18 protein-coding genes are annotated in these 20708 nt (G+C 45.2%); 15 read left to right on the forward strand and 3 right to left on the reverse strand.

Annotated elements, in window-relative coordinates:
- Nucleotides 1–55: 55 nt before the first annotated feature.
- From H3V14_RS09600 to dprA, 4 genes are read left to right on the forward strand one after another with little or no spacing between them, the layout of a single operon-like run.
- A complete protein-coding gene (locus H3V14_RS09600; protein ID WP_075870564.1) occupies nucleotides 56–1018 on the forward strand; it encodes an aspartate carbamoyltransferase catalytic subunit in 963 nt (320 codons plus the stop codon).
- Nucleotides 1015–2310, forward strand: a complete 1296-nt coding sequence (locus H3V14_RS09605) for a dihydroorotase (protein ID WP_198228223.1) — start codon at nucleotides 1015–1017, stop codon at nucleotides 2308–2310. The genes H3V14_RS09600 and H3V14_RS09605 overlap by 4 nt, the downstream gene beginning before the upstream one ends.
- Nucleotides 2311–2345: 35 nt before the next feature.
- Entirely contained in the window at nucleotides 2346–2987 is a 642-nt protein-coding gene (plsY, locus tag H3V14_RS09610) for a glycerol-3-phosphate 1-O-acyltransferase PlsY (RefSeq protein WP_075870562.1), read from the forward strand.
- 20 nt (nucleotides 2988–3007) lie between these two features.
- Nucleotides 3008–4189 carry a DNA-processing protein DprA gene (gene dprA, locus H3V14_RS09615; protein WP_198228232.1) on the forward strand — a complete coding sequence of 394 codons (1182 nt, stop codon included), beginning with the start codon at nucleotides 3008–3010 and terminating at the stop codon, nucleotides 4187–4189.
- Here dprA and H3V14_RS09620 read toward each other — a convergent pair.
- On the reverse strand, nucleotides 4170–4340 hold the full coding sequence (locus H3V14_RS09620; RefSeq protein ID WP_178391800.1) for a hypothetical protein: 171 nt from the start codon (nucleotides 4338–4340) through the stop codon (nucleotides 4170–4172). The two genes, dprA and H3V14_RS09620, sit on opposite strands and share 20 nt — an antisense overlap.
- Nucleotides 4341–4585: 245 nt before the next feature.
- Between H3V14_RS09620 and topA the strand changes: the two genes are divergently transcribed.
- From topA to rpmG, 4 genes are all read left to right on the forward strand, one after another.
- Nucleotides 4586–7228, forward strand: coding sequence for a type I DNA topoisomerase (gene topA, locus H3V14_RS09625; RefSeq protein ID WP_198228234.1), 2643 nt, complete (start codon nucleotides 4586–4588; stop codon nucleotides 7226–7228).
- Between the two features lie 28 nt (nucleotides 7229–7256).
- The gene (rnr, locus tag H3V14_RS09630; RefSeq protein ID WP_246785138.1) at nucleotides 7257–9521 is read left to right on the forward strand and encodes a ribonuclease R; all 2265 of its coding nucleotides are present in this window, start codon (nucleotides 7257–7259) and stop codon (nucleotides 9519–9521) included.
- Between the two features lie 293 nt (nucleotides 9522–9814).
- Complete coding sequence (locus H3V14_RS09635) at nucleotides 9815–10990, forward strand: MFS transporter (protein ID WP_371809463.1); 1176 nt, start codon at nucleotides 9815–9817, stop codon at nucleotides 10988–10990.
- Nucleotides 10991–11095: 105 nt separating this feature from the next.
- Nucleotides 11096–11263 (forward strand): 50S ribosomal protein L33, encoded by a 168-nt coding sequence (gene rpmG / locus H3V14_RS09640; RefSeq protein WP_075870557.1) that lies wholly within the window; start codon nucleotides 11096–11098, stop codon nucleotides 11261–11263.
- 776 nt (nucleotides 11264–12039) lie between these two features.
- Here the strand turns inward: rpmG and H3V14_RS09645 are convergent.
- A complete protein-coding gene (locus H3V14_RS09645) occupies nucleotides 12040–14049 on the reverse strand; it encodes a murein L,D-transpeptidase (protein WP_198228238.1) in 2010 nt (669 codons plus the stop codon).
- A gap of 529 nt (nucleotides 14050–14578) precedes the next feature.
- Here H3V14_RS09645 and H3V14_RS09650 point away from each other — a divergent pair.
- The 7 genes from H3V14_RS09650 to thiM all read left to right on the forward strand — a co-directional run bounded on the left by H3V14_RS09650 (nucleotide 14579) and on the right by thiM (nucleotide 19568).
- A complete protein-coding gene (locus tag H3V14_RS09650; RefSeq protein WP_198228240.1) occupies nucleotides 14579–15193 on the forward strand; it encodes a molybdenum cofactor guanylyltransferase in 615 nt (204 codons plus the stop codon).
- Complete coding sequence (gene mobB, locus H3V14_RS09655; protein ID WP_198228242.1) at nucleotides 15177–15704, forward strand: molybdopterin-guanine dinucleotide biosynthesis protein B; 528 nt, start codon at nucleotides 15177–15179, stop codon at nucleotides 15702–15704. The genes H3V14_RS09650 and mobB overlap by 17 nt, the downstream gene beginning before the upstream one ends.
- 1 nt (nucleotide 15705) lies before the next feature.
- Nucleotides 15706–16329, forward strand: a complete 624-nt coding sequence (locus tag H3V14_RS09660; protein ID WP_075870554.1) for a glutathione S-transferase family protein — start codon at nucleotides 15706–15708, stop codon at nucleotides 16327–16329.
- 56 nt (nucleotides 16330–16385) lie between these two features.
- Complete coding sequence (locus H3V14_RS09665; protein ID WP_198212538.1) at nucleotides 16386–16922, forward strand: thermonuclease family protein; 537 nt, start codon at nucleotides 16386–16388, stop codon at nucleotides 16920–16922.
- Nucleotides 16923–17527: 605 nt separating this feature from the next.
- A complete protein-coding gene (locus tag H3V14_RS09670) occupies nucleotides 17528–18175 on the forward strand; it encodes a uracil-DNA glycosylase family protein (protein ID WP_198228377.1) in 648 nt (215 codons plus the stop codon).
- A 95-nt stretch (nucleotides 18176–18270) separates the two neighbouring features.
- Entirely contained in the window at nucleotides 18271–18756 is a 486-nt protein-coding gene (locus tag H3V14_RS09675; RefSeq protein WP_075870551.1) for an Lrp/AsnC family transcriptional regulator, read from the forward strand.
- Between the two features lie 2 nt (nucleotides 18757–18758).
- A complete protein-coding gene (gene thiM / locus H3V14_RS09680) occupies nucleotides 18759–19568 on the forward strand; it encodes a hydroxyethylthiazole kinase (RefSeq protein WP_198228244.1) in 810 nt (269 codons plus the stop codon).
- 41 nt (nucleotides 19569–19609) lie between these two features.
- Here thiM and cobT read toward each other — a convergent pair whose 3' ends face one another.
- Nucleotides 19610–20620, reverse strand: coding sequence for a nicotinate-nucleotide--dimethylbenzimidazole phosphoribosyltransferase (cobT, locus tag H3V14_RS09685; RefSeq protein WP_198212535.1), 1011 nt, complete (start codon nucleotides 20618–20620; stop codon nucleotides 19610–19612).
- Between the last annotated feature and the right edge of the window lie 88 nt (nucleotides 20621–20708).

Here is a 20708-nt window from a genome sequence, read left to right on the forward strand (position 1 = left end):
CATAAAAAGCAAGCCTTGTTGTAGTGTCACTCAGTTTCTTTAGGAAATTTCTGCTATGACTCAAATAACTTCTTTCCCTATTTTTCCCCATCGCCACCTCCTCGGCATAAAAGGCCTCAGTGCTCAGGATCTTACTACACTCATTGATCGCGCCGACGCCAATGTCGCAGTATCACGCCAGATTGACAAGAAAAAAACATCGATGCGCGGTCGAACACAGATCAATCTTTTTTTTGAGAATTCTACACGTACGCAATCATCCTTTGAACTTGCAGGCAAACGACTTGGTGCCGACGTCATGAATATGGCTGTCAGCCATTCATCCGTAAAAAAAGGTGAAACACTTATCGACACCGCAATGACATTGAATGCCATGCATCCTGATATTCTGGTTGTGCGCCACAAATCGGGTGGTGCGGCGGCGCTACTAGCTCAAAAGGTAAGTTGCTGCGTTGTCAATGCAGGTGATGGTGCGCATGAACATCCAACCCAGGCTCTCCTTGATGCATTGACAATCCGTCGGGCCAAAGGACGGATCGAGGGTTTGACTGTCGCTATATGCGGCGACATATTGCACTCGCGTGTCGCCCGCTCCAATATTTTAAGTCTTAATGCGCTCGGAGCACGGGTACGCGCCGTCGCACCCACGACGCTTTTACCCTATGACATCGGCCATATGAGCGTTGAAGTTTTCACAACAATGCAGGAAGGCCTGAAAAACGCAGATGTTGTCATGATGCTAAGACTACAACGAGAACGCATGTCCGGAGCATTTATTCCCTCGGTTAGAGAATATTTCCGCTTTTTCGGTCTTGATAAACAAAAACTGGCACTTGCAAATAAGGATTGCATTGTCATGCATCCGGGGCCAATCAACCGCGGGGTCGAAATTGCATCGGATATTGCTGATGGTCAGCAAAGCGTTATTCATACACAAGTTGAAATGGGCGTTGCTGTCAGAATGGCTGTTATCGAGGCTCTCTTGGATCCACGCCGCAGCGAAGGAGATATCCAATGATAAAACCCTTGGTTTATAAAAACGCTCGCATCGTTGACCCTTCCTGTGACAAGGACGAATTGGGAACGCTCATCATCGTCGACGGCATCATTAAAGCTTGTGGCAAAGATGCACAAAATCAGGGCATTCCCGACGGTGCGGAGGTTATTGATGCACATGGCAAAGCAATTCTACCGGGGTTGGTCGACGCGCGCGTCTATGTCGGTGAGCCGGGTAACGAACATCGGGAAACCATTCGTTCGGCAAGTCATTCTGCTGCAGCGGGCGGCGTAACATCCTTTGTCATGATGCCGGATACCCATCCGGTCATAGATGACGTTGCACTGGTCGAATTCGTCAAGCAAACAGCGCGTGAAAATGCCTCGGTTCATGTCTATCCTTCAGCTGCAATTACCAAGCAACTTGAAGGGCAGGAAATGACCGAGTTCGGTCTATTGAAAGAGTCCGGTGCAATAGCCTTCACGGACGGACACAAAACAATTGAAAATTCATTGGTATTAAGACGTGCCATGACTTATGCCCATGACTTCGACGCCCTTATCATCCATGAAACGCAAGATAAATGGCTAACCGGCGACGGTGTCATGAACGAGGGGCTCCTTTCAAGCTGGCTTGGCCTTGCGGGTATTCCGAAAGAAGCGGAAGTCATCCCGCTTGAACGTGATTTGCGTCTGGCTGCTTTAACCCGTTGCCGTTATCACGCAGCAGAACTTTCAACGGGAATGTCGGCTGAAGCCATCCGTTATGCAAAACAGAATTTGACCAATGTTACAGCCGGCGTTTCAATCAATAATCTGACATTGAACGAAAATGACATTGGAGAATACAGGACATTTTTCCGGCTCTCGCCGCCGCTCAGGTCAGAAGATGACCGTCATGCGATGATTGAAGCTGTTCGTGATGGAACAATTGATATTATTGTATCCAGTCATGATCCTCAAGGTGCCGATACCAAACGCTTACCCTTTGAAGATGCGGAAGCTGGCGCGGTAGGAATGGAAACATTGCTTGCAGCAGCACTCCGGCTTTACCATGATCATTCACTATCGCTTGGCAAAATAGCGGCTTTACTTTCCACCAATCCTGCAAAGATTTTGGGGATTGATGCAGGAACTTTGCAAGTTGGAAAACCTGCGGATTTCATTTTGGTCGATCTTGATGAACCTTGGGTCTTAACTCTTGATATGCTTCATTCCAGATCCAAAAATACGCCATTCGAAAATGCCCGTTTTCAAGGACATGTCCTAAAAACCTATGTTGCTGGCAAACTGGTATATGAATACCGGAACTGAACGATCTAACGGCAAATCTTGAAAAGGATATTTTTATGGCCGATATAGGTTTATCTCCAAAGATGGTTTCGTGGCTGACACTGATAATTTGTTATCTCATCGGTTCGATCCCTTTCGGGCTGTTATTCACCCGCTTAGCCGGCCTTGGAGACGTGCGCAAAATTGGTTCCGGAAATATAGGCGCCACCAATGTCTTGCGAACGGGAAACAAAAAAATCGCTTTATTGACGTTATTATGTGACATGTTCAAAGGGACATTGGCGGTTTATTTCGCCTCCCTATTATCGTCGTTCGATTATAACAATATCGTCATTGTCACTTTAGGCGGTTTTGCAGCCTTTATCGGTCATATCTACCCCGTCTGGCTCAAATTCAAAGGCGGCAAAGGCGTTGCCACCTACCTCGGTGTATGCCTCGGATTTTACCCACCGGCTGCATTGGTTTTTATATGCGTCTGGTTGCTCACCGCATTCATTACGCGTTATTCCTCGCTTTCGGCACTTTTCGCAGTTATCCTAGTGCCTGTTTTTATTCTACTTTTCATGGATAGCACGTCGCAAAATCTTTTTGCGCTCGTTCTTTCGGTGATGAGTATCATCGTTATCTTGAAACACCATGCGAATATCAGACGCTTGCTGAACGGAACGGAAAGCAAGATCGGCGCAAAGAAACAATAGAGGAAAGCTCTGTAACCGAGATGGAAAAACGTAAAGGGATTGTCCTTACCGATGCTCAGCGGCTGAGTTGGCTACAACTCATACGCAGCGAAAACGTCGGTGCTGTTACTTTCATTAACCTCATAGAGCATTTCGGTTCGGCTGCAGCGGCTCTTGATGCTCTGCCGGAGCTCAGCACGATGGGAGGCAAAGGTAAACCGATACGGATTGCCAGCAAACAGGATGCAGAACGCGAGCTCGAACTTGCGGGTAAAATTGGCGTACGTTTCATAGGAGTGGGCGAGCCTGATTATCCACCCTATTTGCGAGCTATAGAAACTCCCCCTCCTCTGCTTGCAGTCAAGGGTAACCCCAAATGTTTCTTTTCGCCTTCCGTAGGTGTTGTGGGCTCTCGTAACGCCTCGGCAACAGGCAAAAAATTGACTGCACTTTTTGCGAAAGAACTTGGTGAAACAGGATTTACTATCATTTCAGGACTGGCGCGTGGCGTCGACACAGCTGCCCATCGCGCAAGTCTTGATACTGGAACTGTTGCCGTTATGGCAGGTGGAATCGATCATATCTATCCGCCGGAAAATAGCGACCTTTATGAAGCCATATTGGATAAAGGTGGGGCAATTGTCAGCGAAATGCCGATTGGCACGCAACCACGCGCCCAAGATTTTCCGCGCCGCAATCGAATCATTGCGGGATTATCTTTGGGAATTCTCGTGTGCGAGGCGGCAAACCGTTCCGGTTCTCTGATTACTGCAAGATTGGCGGCCGAGATAGGACGCATTGTCTTTGCTATCCCCGGTTCGCCTTTGGATCCGCGTGCACAAGGAACAAATAATCTCATCAAGGAAGGCGCCCTGCTCGTTACCCGACCTGAAGATATCATAGAAACACTTGGCCCCTTGGCACCATCAACTGCACCTCGAATGCCGCTGTTTGATAACGACGAAAAAGACGAATCATTCAAGCAATTTTCAGAGCACAAGAATGAAGAGCAAAATAGTAGTGTTGACGCAAGCGACTTCGACAGAAATGCAATAATGGATGCACTTTCAACAACACCGATTGACATAGAAACGCTCTGTCTTGCGTCCGGTGTGTCGATAGACAAGATTTATCTTATACTCGTTGAACTTGATTTGGCCGGGAAACTCGTCCGTCACAGCGGCGGACTCGTATCATTGGCGATCAACGATTTTCCTTGTTGACAGCATCGTTTTTCATGATGTGCTGCCCTTCTTTTGCAACCATTTCCAACAAATAAGCCAAAAATGGAGAATTGACGTTATTCGCCATGATATTCATCTGAAGGGACATATCAACAATATATCCGATGATTTTAACGCGCTCTAGAGACATGTAACCCTCTCCTTGTTACATAATTTCCCCGCATTTATCGCTCCTGATTGCCTAACTAAAAGTTCTGATACTGCTTTGATAGATGTTATTATAGTTAGCTAGCTTAACGATGATAACGTGTGTCATGTTTTGCTGCAATCAATAGTTGCAAGTGTGTTTTTTTATCATTTAGCCTTGACCAATGGGAATAAGCCGGTCAATTGAGAGTACAGTAAAATCATTGGTTCAGGGAAGCGGATATCATTATGGATGTTGTCGTCGTCGAATCACCGGCAAAAGCTAAAACAATCAATAAATATCTAGGACCCAATTATAAAGTTCTCGCGTCCTTCGGGCATGTACGTGATCTTCCTGCAAAAGACGGCTCTGTTCTGCCGGATGAAGATTTTGCGATGAAATGGGACACGAGCTCAACCGGTTCAAAACGAATCGCAGAAATATCGAAGGCATTAAAAGATGCCGATGGCCTCATTCTGGCAACTGACCCGGACCGTGAAGGGGAAGCTATTTCCTGGCACGTTCTTGATATTTTACAGCATAAAAAGCTTTTGAAAGGTAAAACTGTCAAACGCGTTGTCTTTAATGCGATTACAAAACACGCCGTTCTTGATGCTATGGCTCACCCGCGTGATATCGACATTCCCCTTGTTGACGCCTATATGGCGCGTCGTGCACTTGATTACCTTGTCGGCTTCACCTTATCGCCTGTCCTTTGGCGCAAACTTCCCGGAGCCCGTTCGGCCGGTCGTGTGCAATCAGTTGCGTTGCGCCTCATTTGCGATCGGGAATCGGAAATCGAGCGTTTCAAGCGTGAAGACTATTGGTCAATAGAAGCCAAGCTTGCAACAAAAGCAAACGAGAGCTTCCTGGCTAATCTGACGACTTTTAACCGAAAAAAGCTCGCCAAGCTCGACATTAAAACAGAAGATCAGGCAAAAAATATCCGCAACATGTTGGATGGAGCCGGTTACCGGATCACAAGTGTCGAATCAAAACCGACAAAACGCAATCCGGTACCACCATTCACAACGTCAACATTACAACAAGCGGCTTCATCAAAACTCGGATTTTCGGCCTCGCGCACCATGCAAGTGGCACAGAAACTCTATGAAGGTATAGACATTGGCGGCGAAACAACCGGCCTCATCACTTATATGCGTACTGATGGCGTACAGATCGCCCCCGAAGCCATTGAAGCGGCAAGAAATGCCATTCATGATACATTCGGTGCAAATTATGTGCCCGAGAAACCCCGTTTCTATTCGACTAAAGCAAAAAACGCGCAGGAGGCGCACGAGGCTATACGTCCAACCGATTTCAAACGAAAACCGGACGACATTAAAAAATTTCTCGATAGCGACCAGTTCAAACTTTACGAGCTTGTATGGAAAAGGGCGATTGCCAGTCAGATGAAGTCTGCCGATATCGAGCGCACCACTGTCGAGATTGAAGCAATAAACGGTTCCGACCATGCAAATTTGAGAGCTGTCGGGTCGGTAGTAACATTTGACGGATTTATTGCTGCCTATTTTGATCAGAAAGATGACGACTCTGCCGATAGCGAAGACTCGATGCGGCTGCCGAAGATGGAAGCGGATGAAGAGCTCAAAAAAGTGTCGATTGACGCTCTCAAACATACGACCGAACCTCCTGCCCGTTATTCCGAAGCAACCCTGATCAAAAAACTGGAAGAGCTTGGAATCGGTCGCCCGTCGACTTATGCCTCGACCCTTGCCACTTTACGTGATCGCGATTACGTCACGATAGACAAGCGCCGGCTTATTCCCGAGGCGAAAGGGCGCATTGTTACAGCATTCCTTGAAAACTTCTTCAATCGGTATGTCGAATACGATTTTACTGCCGATCTTGAAGAAAAGCTTGATCTCATCTCCGACGGCAAGTTGTCCTGGAAGCAGGTATTGCGCGAATTCTGGGACGCGTTCAATGCTTCGGTTTCCGATATTAAAGAATTACGCGTGAGCAATGTGCTTGATGTGTTAAATGACGCGCTTGCACCACTCGCATTTCCCCCACGCGAAGACGGCAGTGATCCCCGCTCCTGTCCGCTCTGCCATGAGGGGCGTCTATCTCTTAAACTCGGCCGTTATGGTGCCTTTGTCGGTTGCTCCAATTATCCCGATTGCAAATATACCAGACAATTGGGAAGTGAAGACGCCAAGGATGGCAACACAACCGAGCAGGATGGCCCTACAATACTAGGCAAAAACCCTGATAATGGCGAAGACGTAACACTCAAAATCGGTCGTTTCGGCCCCTATGTCGAGTGTAAACATGGCGAGGAGCTGAAACGCGCCGGCCTTCCGAAAAGCTGGTCGCCAAGCGAAATGAATTTGGAAAAAGCGCTTGCTCTTTTATCTCTACCGCGAGAAGTGGGAGTACATCCTGAAACCGGGAAGCCGATTATGGCTTCTATCGGCAGATATGGACCTTATGTGTCTCATGATGGCCAATATGCCAATCTTGAAACGCCGGAAGAGGTTTTCGATATCGGCATCAACAGGGCGGTAACTGTTTTGGCTGAGAAACAGGCGCGTGGAGGCGCACGGAGAGGATCTACGCCCAAAGCTATTGCCAGCCTTGGACAACATCCCGATGGTGGCGATGTGACAGTCCGCGACGGCCGTTATGGACCTTATGTCAACTGGGGCAAGATCAATGCAACGTTACCAAAAGGCAAAGACCCGGCATCAGTAACTTTGGAAGAAGCCCTGGAACTCATTTCTCAAAAAGCAGCTTCTCCCAAAAAAGGCCGTAAAGCCACAGTAAAAAAATCTGCAACAAAAAATGCGGCAACCAAGAAAAGCGTCACCAAAAAGACGGTAAAAAAGGCGGCAACCAAGAAGGCAACCTCCAAGAAAGCAGAATAACCCGTGAAACGGGATGGAAAATAGAGCTATGAAACAACATCCCGTAAGCAGGAACAAACCTTCACACTTGCCCACAAAAGATGATATTCTTTCTTTCATCAAAGAAAATCCGAATTTGTCCGGGAAGCGGGAGATTGCCAAGGCTTTCAACCTCAAAGGGGATGCGCGAATTTGGCTTAAAGACCTTTTGCGTGAACTGAAGGCCGAAGGTGTCGTCTCTAAACAACGCAAAAAAATTGTTCCGAAACACATGCTTCCACCTGTCGCAGTTCTCGACATTAAAGGGCGCGATCATGATGGCGGCTTTATCGCTGAGCCTTCCGAATGGGATGGTGAGGATGCGCCGCTTGTCGCTCTTCATCCCGCACGACGCACAAAAGGACCGGCCATTGGCGTCGGCGACAGAATCCTTGCCAAAATTTTCCGCAATAAAAGAGAGGAAGGACCTTCTTATACCGGCCGCGCTATTAAGAAAATTGATAAGCGTGATTTTACCACTATGGGCGTTCTTCGTGATTTAGGCCAAGGTAAATGGCGTCTTGAGCCGATCGACCGAAAAGCACCCGAAATTGCCGTTGATCTCCCCCCGGATAGCAAGGCAAAAGCCGGAGACCTCGTCGAAGTAGAGATCGGTCGTGACAAACGTTATGGCTTGAAACGCGGCGTCGTCAAAAATATTCTGGGCAGTGTCGATAGCGAAAAAGCGCTATCGATGATTGCGATCATTTCTCACGATATTCCGCATATTTTTCCTGACCGCGTCCTCGAAGAAGCGGAAGAAGCTAAACCTGCTACAATGGAAAATCGGGAGGATTGGCGCGACCTCCCGCTCGTAACCATTGATCCCGAAGATGCAAAGGATCATGACGATGCCGTTTGTGCAAATATGGATGATAGCGAAGACAATAAAGGCGGGGTTGTCGTGACGGTTGCTATTGCAGATGTCGGTTATTATGTCCGCCCCGACAGTGCAATGGATAAGGAAGCCTTAAAACGCGGTAATTCGGTCTATTTTCCCGACAGGGTTGTACCGATGTTGCCAGAACGAATTTCGAATAACTTTTGTTCTCTGCGCGAGGGCGAAGATAGGCCTGCTATGGCCGTTCGCATGGTTTTTGATAGTCACGGGAAAAAACAAAGTCACAGTTTTCACCGTATATTGATGCGCTCGTGTGCCAAACTTTCTTACGAACAAACGCAAAGGGCTATTGATGGCAAGCCTGACGAAAAAACTTTGCCAATACTTGAAAACGTATTGAAGCCCCTTTGGGCAGCTTATGATTTGCTGAAAAAAGCGCGTGACGAACGGCAACCGTTGGAACTTGATCTGCCTGAAAGGAAAATTATTCTTGATGAAAGCGGACGCATTAAAGACGTGGTCATCCCGCCACGCCTTGATGCCCATAAACTTATTGAAGAATTTATGATTCAGGCCAATGTATCGGCAGCTGAAACCCTCAAATCCAAAAATCAACCTTTGATCTACCGTATACATGACCAGCCGTCGCTCGCAAAACAAGAAGGCTTGAGAGAGTTTTTGGCGTCTCTTGGTCTTTCAATTTCCCGCGGCGCGGAGCTTACGCCGGAACGCTTTAATAGAATTCTTGAGCGGGTGAAAGATACCGATCAACAAGAGCTGGTTAATCAGGTGGTGTTGCGTACCCAATCACAAGCAGAATATGCGCCCGAGAATATCGGTCATTTTGGCCTCAACTTACGTAACTACGCCCATTTTACTTCGCCTATTCGCCGTTATGCGGATTTAATCGTTCATCGTGCCCTGATCAAATCACTGAAGCTCGGCAATGACGGTTTAACGAACGAAGAAGAAAAAAATCTTGATGAAATTGCAGTAGCTATTTCTCTTACAGAGCGCCGCGCAATGGCTGCAGAACGAGAAACAATCGACCGGTTGGTTGCGCATTTTCTCGCAGATAAAATTGGCACTGAATTTACCGGTCGTATTGCCGGTGTCACAAAATCGGGCTTATTCATTTCACTTGACCGATTGGGAGCCGACGGTTTTACGCCTATTTCAACTCTGGCAACCGATTACTATATATTTGACGAGGCACGTCACGCTTTGATAGGCGAAAAAAGCCATAAAGGTTACCAGCTGGGAGATAGTGTCAGTGTACGTCTCGTCGAAGCACAGCCAATTGCCGGGGCGATGCGATTTGAAATGCTAAGTGCGCCACGGCCATTACCGTTGTCACCGGTTTCTCATCATAAGAGTAAGACGGGCGCGCGCCGCTTCAATCGATCATCACGAAAAACCCGCCGTTCTATTTGATCGACTTCGTGATCTAATAGGCTCTGGTCTATTTTCAATAATTATTAAAAGCCTGATTTTTATGATTTGCCGATAATGTTGAAAGTCTATTGTATGCTGCCCCGACGGGTAAAATTTGAAACCGGATTGTGCCGTTTGACTTGAAGTTTAGGAGTGGATAAATCTGTAAGCATTCTAAATTTTAAAACTTATCCAGCATAAATGGCATTTAACGCACTTGCCGAAATCCAATAAAGTTACTTCAAGCAGAAAACTCCTCTGCAAAGCCTATATGAGTGATGACAGAATAGTCCATGATGCAATCCGATTCATCCTCTCAGAATGCAAAGCCCTGGCGCGCGATTTCAGCTGCAACAGCAACAATCGGCGCTGTAGGAATAGCTTTGGGATTGGGAACGCAGCTTATTTCAATCCTGATGGCCGCACGAGGTTTTTCCAGCAGTGTCATCGGCTATAGTGGTACAGTAGGTGGTATTGCCACAATAATCGCGGCGGTCTTTAGCGCCCGCATTGCAAAAAAACTCGGCGTTGCACGTTCAATTCTGACAATGATGGCCGTCGGATGTGCAAGTTTTTTAGGTTTCTATTATTTCCAATCGATTGTCATCTGGTTTATTTTGCGCTTCACCCTGCATTTTGCAATCACCGTGATGTTCGTTCTATCCGAATTCTGGATAAATAGTTCCGCGCCCCCTGCAAAACGCGCCACGATTCTTGCTATCTATGCAATTACACTGGGTCTCGGTTTTACTATCGGCCCTACTCTTCTAGCTCATGTTGGTAGCCAGGGATTCACGCCATTCGGTACCGCCTGCTTTTTGATTGCAATTGCTGCAATACCGATCATCGTTGCCTGGAACTTGAGCCCGCAATTCAAAGATAGCGATCACGTCGCATTTTTCAGATATATTTTTGCTGTCCCGAGTTCCACAATGGCAGTTCTCGTATACGGCGCCATACAGATGGGTGCCTTAACACTGATCACACCATTCAGTCTCAATCTCGGTTATAGTGAAGGCGAAGCGGCAAAATTCATGTCCGTTCTAGCATTGGGAAATGTGCTGCTACTTATTCCGATTGGCATTATCAGCGATTTTGTGACCGACCGTCGTTATCCGTTAACAGGATGCGCAATCATCGGCTTGATTGGCACCTTGTTGATTCCTTGGATTGCCAATGTAAAATGGATGTTGACACTCGACCTATTTATTCTCGGCGGCGTCTCTGCCGGACTTTATACGATCGGTCTTGCTCAACTAGGCTCAAGGCTAAAAGGTTTCGAGCTTGCAGCCGCCAACTCGGCGTTTATTTTCTGCTACGGTATCGGGATGCTGATAGGACCAACAGCCATCGGTAAAGCCATGGATATTTTTCCGCCCTTTGGCTTTTCAGACACAATGGCTACATTTTTTGGACTTTATATCATTTTAGTGGTCTCAAGAGTGGTGTTAAAGCTAATCCACTCTTGACTTTTTGTATAACATCCTTAGTGTCGCGGCAAAATCCACTTGCGCCGGAATATGTCGTCCGGTTTGAAGGTGGTGAATTTATATTCAGGAACAGGATCCTTAATTATGGCTAAAGCAGCATCCATTAAAATCAAGCTTTTGTCGACTGCAGATACCGGCTTTTTTTACGTTACAAAGAAAAATAGCCGTACAATGACAGAAAAGATGACAAAACGTAAATATGACCCGATTGCCAAAAAGCATGTCGAGTTCAAAGAAACAAAAATTAAATAATTGTTTTTTAGTATAAAAACGCCGCTTCTTTTTAACGAAGCGGCTTTTTTATTTGTTTTTTCGTAATGGTTGACAGTGAGCTTGGCTCGGTTGTCCCTATCCGGATAGTCATTTACATTCACACATTGACGTGTTGCTTGGCGCATCTCCGATATCAAAAAGAGTCTCGCCGGGTAAAGTGTTTCTAACAGTTATAAAAAGCCACTCAGGCGATATGATTTTGACCGTAAGATATGATTGTAGATAGCAACCCGATATTGCTAGCAAGAGATAATTTCGACTGTGAAGAGCGACTATCTCTTTACTAACAACTTTATACCTCATTCAAAAGCATCCTCTAAACCCGCTTAATATGCCGGATGGAATAAGCGCAAGAAAGCGCCATTTACAAAAGTTGGAGACAACAGCCTCGCTTTTGAGGAAAGAGGCCTAGCGATTTTATTCCCGAATGAGCCTTACCATGCACTAGATCAAACACACTTTGTTCCAAATTCATCATGGCATTTTTTGTGTTGCGCTATAAAGATGTTTTTCAAGGACGGGAAAAAACATGAAAGCAATTGCGAAAGTGGTCGTTTAGAACAATATCCACATGCTTAAATCTGAACCGACAACAATCCCGGCGATTTAAAGGATATGTGACTTACGCTTAAACTTGTCAGTTGAACGAGCTATGTTTGGCCGCGTCCAGTCGGGGCTATTCCTTTTTAGCTGTATTGAAAGTGGCTGTCGAAATAGTCGGCACACCATTTGCAAAAGTCGGAATTTTATGGTATCTAAATGTCCGATTTTCGGACTGACTCTGTTCTTGTAACGGCACCCGCCATCAACTCGTCACGGCCGTAAATATCATCATAATAATTAATCTTGCCACTTTTCAGATCTGGCCAGGCAGTAAAATAGGTGAGGTAAACCGGAACAGGTTCACTTAATGACAAGCTCCGCTCGCCTTTTGCAAAATAGGGCTTTAAATCATCAACATTTTTGCCGAGTACTGCTGCTGCCATTTCCCGCGGATATTCAAGACGCACACATCCATGACTTAGAGCACGCATGTCGCGGGAAAAAGCTGTCTTATTGGGCGTGTCGTGAAGATAGATATCATGCTTGTTTGGAAAAAGTATTTTGAGTTCGCCAAGAGCATTGTTCTTCCCCGGTGTCTGGCGAATACTGATTCCACGTCCTTTGTTAGCTACTTGTTGCCAATTGACTGATGATGCTGAAACCACTCTGCCCGAACTATCATAAAGTTCATAATTGTTGCGTTGCAGATAACCTGAGTCCTGCATGATACGCGGGAGCATTTCATTGACAACTATCGAATGGGGTACGCCCCAAGACGGATTGAATGTAACCAGTCTTATTTTATCATAGAAAAAATAGGTTTGCCTTTGAGGGCTACCAACCACAACCTTCATATCAAGTTTGACTGCGTTGTTTTCGACATATTGCCCTCTGTACGCTGCCTGATTGATGAACACATAACGGGAACCGAAGTCGTGCGGAAGCCAGCGCAATCGTTCCATCGAATCAACAATTTTCTGTCTTTTTATTTCAACAGTATTGTTTGCCAAGGTTGCAACCGTTGCGGGCCCGATAACACCATCCGCCGTTTTGCCAACGAATTTTTGATAGTCTCTGACACACTCTACCAATTGGTCATTATAGCTGGTTTCTTGCAGAAACCTTTCCAACTTCATTTTATGATCGGAGAGATAACCGGACGGTGCCCGTTTCAGAAGCAGACTCGTAAAGAGCGGCAAGTCCTCGTTCGTTTCACCGGGTTTAATGACCGTCTTGAGTGATATTTTCACATTGTCTGCATGGTCGCTCTTCGGCATTTGCGCCAGAGCATGTTTCAATGCTTTGTATGAATCGGATTGTGGCAGGTAAGCCTCTAAATCGGCGACAGGATTTTCACTTGTTGCCAATCTGCCCAATTCTCTTTCGAAATCGATCTGGCGACGTGGTAAATCATGAAACGGCGAGAGACGATCGGCGATAATACGACCATTCGATGCGTCCTGAATGTAACGAAGGACGCGGCTTGTCAGAGCGACATCAAAATTGGTGAATGCAAGATTGCGTTCTTCGCCCACAAGATTTTCATCTGGTAGCTTTACAAAATAATCCTGTGGCTCCAATCCGTCCTCGTCGACTCTAGCCAAAAAGCGCATCACGTCTCTGGCTTTGTCAGTAACTTCGCCGGCTACAGACCACATGAGATCGGGCTTATTTACGTAATGTCTGGTCACTGAATCGGCAAGCGAGTCTTCTATTTTCACATCAATATGAGAAAAATCCGATTTTAAAGATTGGTCTATATCGGTATTTTGCCCTGAATTAACGCCTTCCAGAATAACGTTATAAGGCTCTGACAACGGCAATCGGGCTGGACCGGACGATTTCATCGTCGAATTTGTTTCAATAAAATCAATATTCGAGAACTCTATCGGAACAAGGCGTTCAGGCCTATAGTTAAAAGTTTTCGGGCTTGCGACAGTTACACGATTAGTCAAATCGATATTGTTTTTTTTCGCAGGTGCACCTTGGGGTATACCGGGCACAGTGTTTTGGGATTTGTTAACTGCTTTACCTTGCGTGTCGGACTGATGACCCGACTCGGGTTGCATTTCAAGTACGGGCGCAGGTTTCTGTTTTTTGCTGAAGAGCTCCATCAAATTATTGATCGCAGCAGCCTGCTCTACGCCATAATATGGGAAGGCATAAAGGACCGAACTGGCAAAAAACGTAAAAATGAGGCGCGAAATGCGTTTTTGAAACATGGTCTGGGGTATCCGAGAAATTACAAAAATCTTTTAAAAGATTTTCGTAACCAAGCTCTTAAACGAACGGCGAGAATTTAAAAAAATTCTATGCCGATTTGTGGCACTCCTACCGAGATTTTAATCGCCTGAAGCAGCACAATTCTTATAAAGATCAATTGTCACAAATCGGTGCAAAACTAATTTTGATCCATGTTAAATACGCCTTTATTGAATTTCCGGTGATTTTCTTATGGAACGTTAATCGAAAAAGCTCATTCGGTTCGTTCCGGATACCCCGCTGATATTGTTCGCTTTTACCTGTTTTTAAAAAAATTGACGTCGCTGATAATGTTGGAGGTCAATGACAGTTACGCGGTATTTTTATCGACTTTACCCCATTCATCTTCTAGAATTGGTATCCGAAAAAGATAGCGGTGCGATTGGATGTTATTTTTAGAAAATGACACATTCGATAAAACCCTGATTATCGGATTTTACATTCTGGTGTTGATCAACGTAGTTAGGATAAGATTTCCGAGTTGAATCTATGAAAATTTTAGGATTGATATTGGCAGGGGGACATTCGTCTCGCATGGGGCGGGATAAAGCGGGGCTTGAATTTGACGGAAAAAGCCTCATTCGAAACCAGATCGAGACTTTCAAAAAACACGGTTTTCCGATTGCCATCAGCTCAAACACTTATAGTCTCGACGCGTTTGAACCTATCCCGGTTCTCGAAGACCCCACAGAAATCCGATATGGTGGCCCGCTTGCAGGCGTTTACGCGGGTCTTAATTATGCTTTTGCAAATAACTACGATTTCGTTCTGACAATGCCCGTAGATTGTCCGATTATACCGGAAGAGTTTTTTGTGAGAATCACGTCGGATATTGACAAAAACACCACTTTGAGGATGGCCTCTACACCTTCGGGTCTCCAACCGACATTTGCACTTTGGCCAACGAACCTCAGATCCGACCTTTTCGAATTCTTGAAAGGTACTGAAAATAAAAGTATCCGGTCATTCGCTTTTGCTCATAATGTGTCTATAGTGCGGTTTGACAATATCTATTCTGAAGGTGCATTCTTTAACGTCAACACGCCGGAAGATTATCAATATTTACAGGATAAATTCGGGATAAAAAATGAAACCAAAGCTTAAAGTATTTGGCGTAACCGGCTGGAAAAACAATGGAAAAACGACAATGGTTGTACGCCTTGTCGAAGAGTTGACCTCACGCGGTTACAAAATTTCAACGGTCAAACATGCACATCATGATTTCGATATTGACCATGAAAATACCGATTCATGGCGTCATCGCAAATCTGGAGCTCAGGAAGTCGCTGTTGTATCTTCAAGGCGCTTTGCACTCATTCACGAAAACAAAGCGGAAGAAGAAACTCCGCTCTCAAGAATTCTTGAGCTTTTATCCCCCTGTGATCTTGTGATTGTCGAGGGATACAAGCGGGATAGCCACGACAAGTTGGAAGTTCGTCGTACCGGCGGGAAAGTTGGCGAACCCCTTAACAAATCGGATCCTCATATTATCGCTATTGCATCGGATAAGCCGGTGGAAGAAAAGCATTTGCCGTATTTCAACATTGATGATGTACAAGCAATTGCAGATTTCATTGTTGACCATATGAAACTCGAACACAAACAAGAGGCATAGAATGCTCGTACTGTGGGGACGCCCTACGTCCAGCAATGTAAAAAAAGTTCTTTGGACACTCGAAGAAATCGGGCTCGACTATCAGTTCATAAAAGCTGGTGGCCCGTATGGCGGGTTGGATACACCCGAATTTTTAGCACTCAATCCGAATGGCTTGGTTCCCACTATCAAGGACGACGACCTGGTTCTTTGGGAATCCAACACAATTGTACGTTACCTCGCCGCCCGTTATGGCAAAGGGGTGTTGTGGATTGAAGATTGCGGCAAACGAGCCGCAGCTGAAAAATGGATGGATTGGACAATGGCAACGTTGTTTAACCCGTTTGTCGATCTTCTTATGAATGTCGTGCGTCTTGCACCGGAAAAACGCGATCAACAAAAAGTAACTGATAGCGTTGAAAAGTTTGAAAAAGGGCTATCCATCATGGATGGTGAATTAAAGAAGCAGCCTTTTCTTTCCGGTGAAAACTTGGGCATTGGCGATATTATTCCGGGTGTTTTCGTATATTATTATTATGCAATGGAATTGCCACGCAAAAACAAATTCAGCAATGTCGAGGCTTGGTACCAAAAATTGCAGGCGCGGCCGGGCTATAAAAAACATGTCATGGTACCGATCAGTTAAAATCCTGTTTTGAAAAGTTCTCTTCCAGTTTTTTCAAAACATGAACAACAAAATCCATGATGCGTCGAAATATCAATTTAGTGGATATTGTCACGGCATTGGCGGTTGTTGCCATTGCCGCCTATCTTTATTTTTCCGATACGAAGAAATCTGTCGTTCAAGACGAACCTTCCTATCAACCTGAAAAAGTCGAAATCATCCGCGGGAAAACACAACTCTCAGATGGTGATTCCCTCCATCTTGCTGGACAAAAAGTCCGCCTTTTAGGGATTGATGCTCCGGAACTTCACCAATTTTGTGACAAAGACGGTGCCTCCTACCCTTGTGGTGAAATGGCCAAACAACATCTTGCAGCATTGATCGGTGGAAATGAAATCAGTTGCACGTCAACAAAAAGAGATAAATTCGATCGTCTATTGGCTAAATGTCGCGCCGGAGACCATGACTTGAACCGCGAAATGGTGAAAGATGGCTGGGCGGTCAGTTATTACGATTATAAGCAGGAAGAAGCGGATGCACGTAAACAAAAACTGGGCATATGGGCTGGTTCGTTCGAATGGCCTCACACTTGGCGACGCGCCCATCCTCGTTGATTCTTTCGAGCCTGAACCAAGTGGTATTTCAAAGAAATCAAAATATATCGATACAGTTATCGCTGTACCCAATTGAAGCATTTTCTAATAGAACATGCCTTTTATAACGATAGGAACGTCTTCAAATAGCAATTCAATCTATTGTTTTTATTCTCTCACAACTTGTGGCCGAGTTAGCGCCACGGCCACAGAGAACCGGTGATTGACTGACATTGTACATAATCTTCTTTGTTAATGTGACTGGCTTTGCAAGTTTTGATCATAGATGTTTATCGACTCGTTTTAAGACTTATCCTTATCCACCCAAACTACCGTTGTTATTTTCCAAGAAATTCAATGCTATAGTGAATTAAAAAAATTTATTATTATAAATATTTTTATAATAAACACTATATAAAATTACATTTTTATTTGATATCATTTTATGATTATTTAATTTATTAAAATTATGTGATCAATATTTTCTTACGTTTTCACTCAGCGATTCATTTTTAATTCAGCTGGCTGACATTATATTTGACAATCTTCATATCCGATGGTCGTTTTTTCGTGAACGCGTGAGTGTAATCATTGAAGGAATATCCTGATTGGCTCATATTGCAATTATGACAAAGGAACTTCAAACAAACTCTCAAGAAATCACGCGTTTGGAAAAACAGATTTCGGCCTGTCGCATTTGCTACGATAAACCGCTGTTCTTACCACGACTTCCACAGGAACCTCGACCTGTGGCCTATCTTTCGTCTACGGCTCGCATTGTCATAGCCGGACAAGCTCCGGGTATGCGCGTTCATAAAACCGGCATACCTTTTAATGATCCTTCAGGAGACCGCTTGCGGGAATGGCTTGGCGTGAACCGCGACAGCTTTTACGACAAAAATAAATTTGCCATCATACCGATGGGATTCTGTTTTCCCGGTTACAACAAATCGAAAAGCGACCTTCCACCGAGAAAAGAATGTAAATTGACCTGGCACGAGCGTGTGTTCAAGTTAATGCCTCAAGTAGAACTGGTCATCGCAATAGGTGGCTATGCCCAGAAATATCACATTTCCAATCTTGAAGAAAAATCGGTTACCGATACCGTTAAAAATTGGAAAAATATTCTCTCAATAACGCAGCCAAGGGGATATCACGTTCTTCCCATCCCTCACCCTTCATGGAGAAATACTCATTGGATTAAATGTAATCCGTGGTTTGAACATGAATTACTACCCACACTTAAAAGACTGGTAGATACCTACATTCGATAAATTGTAGAAAATTTTTTATTTATTGCTATTAAAAAGAATTTATTTTCTATATATAGAATTGAAACCTTGTTTTATTAAATTTTTTGGATGCGGTAATGGATCGTCTTGATAGGAAAATTCTTCGTCTCTTGCAGGAGGACGCAACGCTTGCTGTTGCAGATATTGCCAAAAAAGTGGGTCTTTCTACTACCCCCTGTTGGCGACGTATACAAAAACTGGAAGAAGACGGGGTGATTCAACGCCGCGTTGCAATCCTATCACCAGAGAAGGTCAATACGCGGGTCACAGTTTTCGTTTCGGTTAGAACCGGCGCCCATAATCATGAATGGCTGAAAAGGTTTTCAGAAGTCGTTCACGCTTTTCCCGAAGTTGTGGAATTTTACCGGATGAGTGGCGACGTGGATTATTTGCTACGCGTGGTCGTCCCTGATATCGCTGCTTATGATGTTTTTTATAAAAAACTTATCGCAAAAATTGACATCAGGGATGTGTCTTCAGCATTTGCGATGGAACAGATAAAATATACAACAGAGCTGCCGCTCGATTATATGATGATCGAAAAGGAAGTGAACCATCTTTAAAAATGCTATTCGAGTTCGATAAACGCATCAGTCTTCTGAAATTGAGGGAAAAATGCCCTCTCATTCAATGTATAACCAATGAAGTTGCGATGAATTTTTGTGCCAATGTGCTCAATGCCCTTGGAGCATCACCGGTTATGTCCTTTGCGCCCGATGAAGCAGCCGAGTTCGTCGATAATGCTGATGCTATTACAACCAATATCGGCACATTAACACTTGAAAAATACGCAGGCATGAGACTCGTAATGGAGCGAGCGAAAATATTGGGCAAGCCGGTCGTGTTCGATCCTGTAGCGCATTTTGCAACGTCTTTCCGGACGAATGCTACAGCACATCTTCTCACTTTGTCCCCCCGTATTATAAAAGGCAATGCCTCTGAAATCATTGGGCTTACCTCGAAAACTACAGCTCACGGAGTTGATAGTAAGGAACACGGAGAAAATAGTTTTAATGCTGCGATAGCAGCAGCCCAAAAGACAAAGGCAGTTATTGCCATGTCGGGTAAAAGTGATTTTATCACTGATGGAAAACGGCACGTATTGATTGAAGGCGGAAATAGCCTGATGTCGAAAGTTTCTGCTTGCGGATGTGCGCTTACTTGTGTGACAGGAGCATTTGTTGCACTTGCACCTAACAAACCGTTCGACGCAGCAGTCAAAGCTTTTTCAACCTTTTCAGCCGCAGGCACACTTGCCGGCCGCACTGCCAAAGGCCCTGGCACTTTTGTACCACTTTTCATTGATGCACTCGCAACAATTGACGACAAAACTGTAGAAGCTTCCGCTTCCGTTACTCCTTGGCAAGAACAATAGCGGAATCAAATGAAACTAAAGGCTGTATAAAAGAGAGCCTATCAGATTTTAATTCCGGCTTGCTCGAATGTTGCCATTTGTGAGTGGGTGAGCACAGCTGCTTTTACAACACCTGCAGCAATTGCAGCGCCCGTCCCCTCACCCAATCGCATCCCGAGGTCGAGAAGCGGTTTTTTGCCTATTTTATCCAACAGGCGGCGATGTGCCGGTTCAGCCGAAACATGTCCTGCTATGCAATGATCAAGCGCATGTGGATTTATTTTATGTAAAAGAGCTGCTGCTGCAGTCACCACAAACCCGTCGAGAATAACGGGAATTTTTTCCATTCGAGCTGCAAGAATAGCGCCCATCATAGCTGCTATTTCACGCCCGCCGAGACGTCGCATAACCTCGAACGGGTCATCGAGATGATCTTTATGAAGTTCGACAGCCTTTTTTACAGCCGCAATTTTGCGCCGATAATAATCACCTTTGGAACCTGTGCCCGGCCCTGTCCATTCTTCGGCCTTACCACCATAAAGTGCAAGAGAAATTGCCGAGGCAATTGTCGTATTGCCTATCCCCATTTCGCCCAAGCACAATAAATCGGTGCCGCCAGCAATTGATTCCATACCGAATGCCATTGTTGCGGCAGCACCACGCATATCCATCGCCGCATCTTTGGTGATATCCATCGTAGGATAATCCAGAGCAAGATCAAATATTTTCAAGCCGAGATCATAAGCGACACATATTTGATTGATCGCAGCGCCACCGGCAGCAAAATTCTCGACCATCTGTTGGGTGACAGCGCGGGGAACCGGTGTAACATTTTCATCTGTCACACCATGGTTTCCGGCAAACACCGCGACTAAAGGACGTGTGACAATGGGTTTTTCTTTTCCTCTCCATCCCGCATACCAAAGCGCAATGTCTTCAAGCCTTCCCAGCGAGCCTTCCGGCTTTGTGAGTTCCGACTGACGTTTTCTCGCCAATTTTATGGCGTTTTCGTCCGGATCAGGCAAACTGTTCAGTAAAGCACGAAAATCATCAAAAGGACTGGAAGCGGTCACGGAAACACCCTTCAAACAAAATGAACAAATAGAATCTCATCAAGGATTGTTCTATAAGCAATTTAAAATCACTTTAACAGGAGTAAGA

This window comes from Bartonella sp. W8151 (genome assembly GCF_016100385.1).
GTDB lineage: Bacteria > Pseudomonadota > Alphaproteobacteria > Rhizobiales > Rhizobiaceae > Bartonella > Bartonella apis.

Bases quoted from the DNA above. Each gene is read 5' to 3' on its own strand.
- mobB (WP_198228242.1), top strand. From the start codon at position 15,177: ATGAAACCAAAGCTTAAAGTATTTGGCGTAACCGGCTGGAAAAACAAT.
- rpmG (WP_075870557.1), top strand. From the start codon at position 11,096: ATGGCTAAAGCAGCATCCATTAAAATCAAGCTTTTGTCGACTGCAGAT.
- H3V14_RS09670 (WP_198228377.1), top strand. From the start codon at position 17,528: ATGACAAAGGAACTTCAAACAAACTCTCAAGAAATCACGCGTTTGGAA.
- H3V14_RS09605 (WP_198228223.1), top strand. From the start codon at position 1,015: ATGATAAAACCCTTGGTTTATAAAAACGCTCGCATCGTTGACCCTTCC.
- H3V14_RS09645 (WP_198228238.1), bottom strand. From the start codon at position 14,049: ATGTTTCAAAAACGCATTTCGCGCCTCATTTTTACGTTTTTTGCCAGT.
- topA (WP_198228234.1), top strand. From the start codon at position 4,586: ATGGATGTTGTCGTCGTCGAATCACCGGCAAAAGCTAAAACAATCAAT.
- rnr (WP_246785138.1), top strand. From the start codon at position 7,257: ATGAAACAACATCCCGTAAGCAGGAACAAACCTTCACACTTGCCCACA.
- H3V14_RS09660 (WP_075870554.1), top strand. From the start codon at position 15,706: ATGCTCGTACTGTGGGGACGCCCTACGTCCAGCAATGTAAAAAAAGTT.
- H3V14_RS09620 (WP_178391800.1), bottom strand. From the start codon at position 4,340: ATGTCTCTAGAGCGCGTTAAAATCATCGGATATATTGTTGATATGTCC.
- thiM (WP_198228244.1), top strand. From the start codon at position 18,759: ATGCTATTCGAGTTCGATAAACGCATCAGTCTTCTGAAATTGAGGGAA.
- H3V14_RS09650 (WP_198228240.1), top strand. From the start codon at position 14,579: ATGAAAATTTTAGGATTGATATTGGCAGGGGGACATTCGTCTCGCATG.
- H3V14_RS09665 (WP_198212538.1), top strand. From the start codon at position 16,386: ATGATGCGTCGAAATATCAATTTAGTGGATATTGTCACGGCATTGGCG.
- H3V14_RS09635 (WP_371809463.1), top strand. From the start codon at position 9,815: ATGATGCAATCCGATTCATCCTCTCAGAATGCAAAGCCCTGGCGCGCG.
- H3V14_RS09675 (WP_075870551.1), top strand. From the start codon at position 18,271: ATGGATCGTCTTGATAGGAAAATTCTTCGTCTCTTGCAGGAGGACGCA.
- dprA (WP_198228232.1), top strand. From the start codon at position 3,008: ATGGAAAAACGTAAAGGGATTGTCCTTACCGATGCTCAGCGGCTGAGT.
- plsY (WP_075870562.1), top strand. From the start codon at position 2,346: ATGGCCGATATAGGTTTATCTCCAAAGATGGTTTCGTGGCTGACACTG.
- H3V14_RS09600 (WP_075870564.1), top strand. From the start codon at position 56: ATGACTCAAATAACTTCTTTCCCTATTTTTCCCCATCGCCACCTCCTC.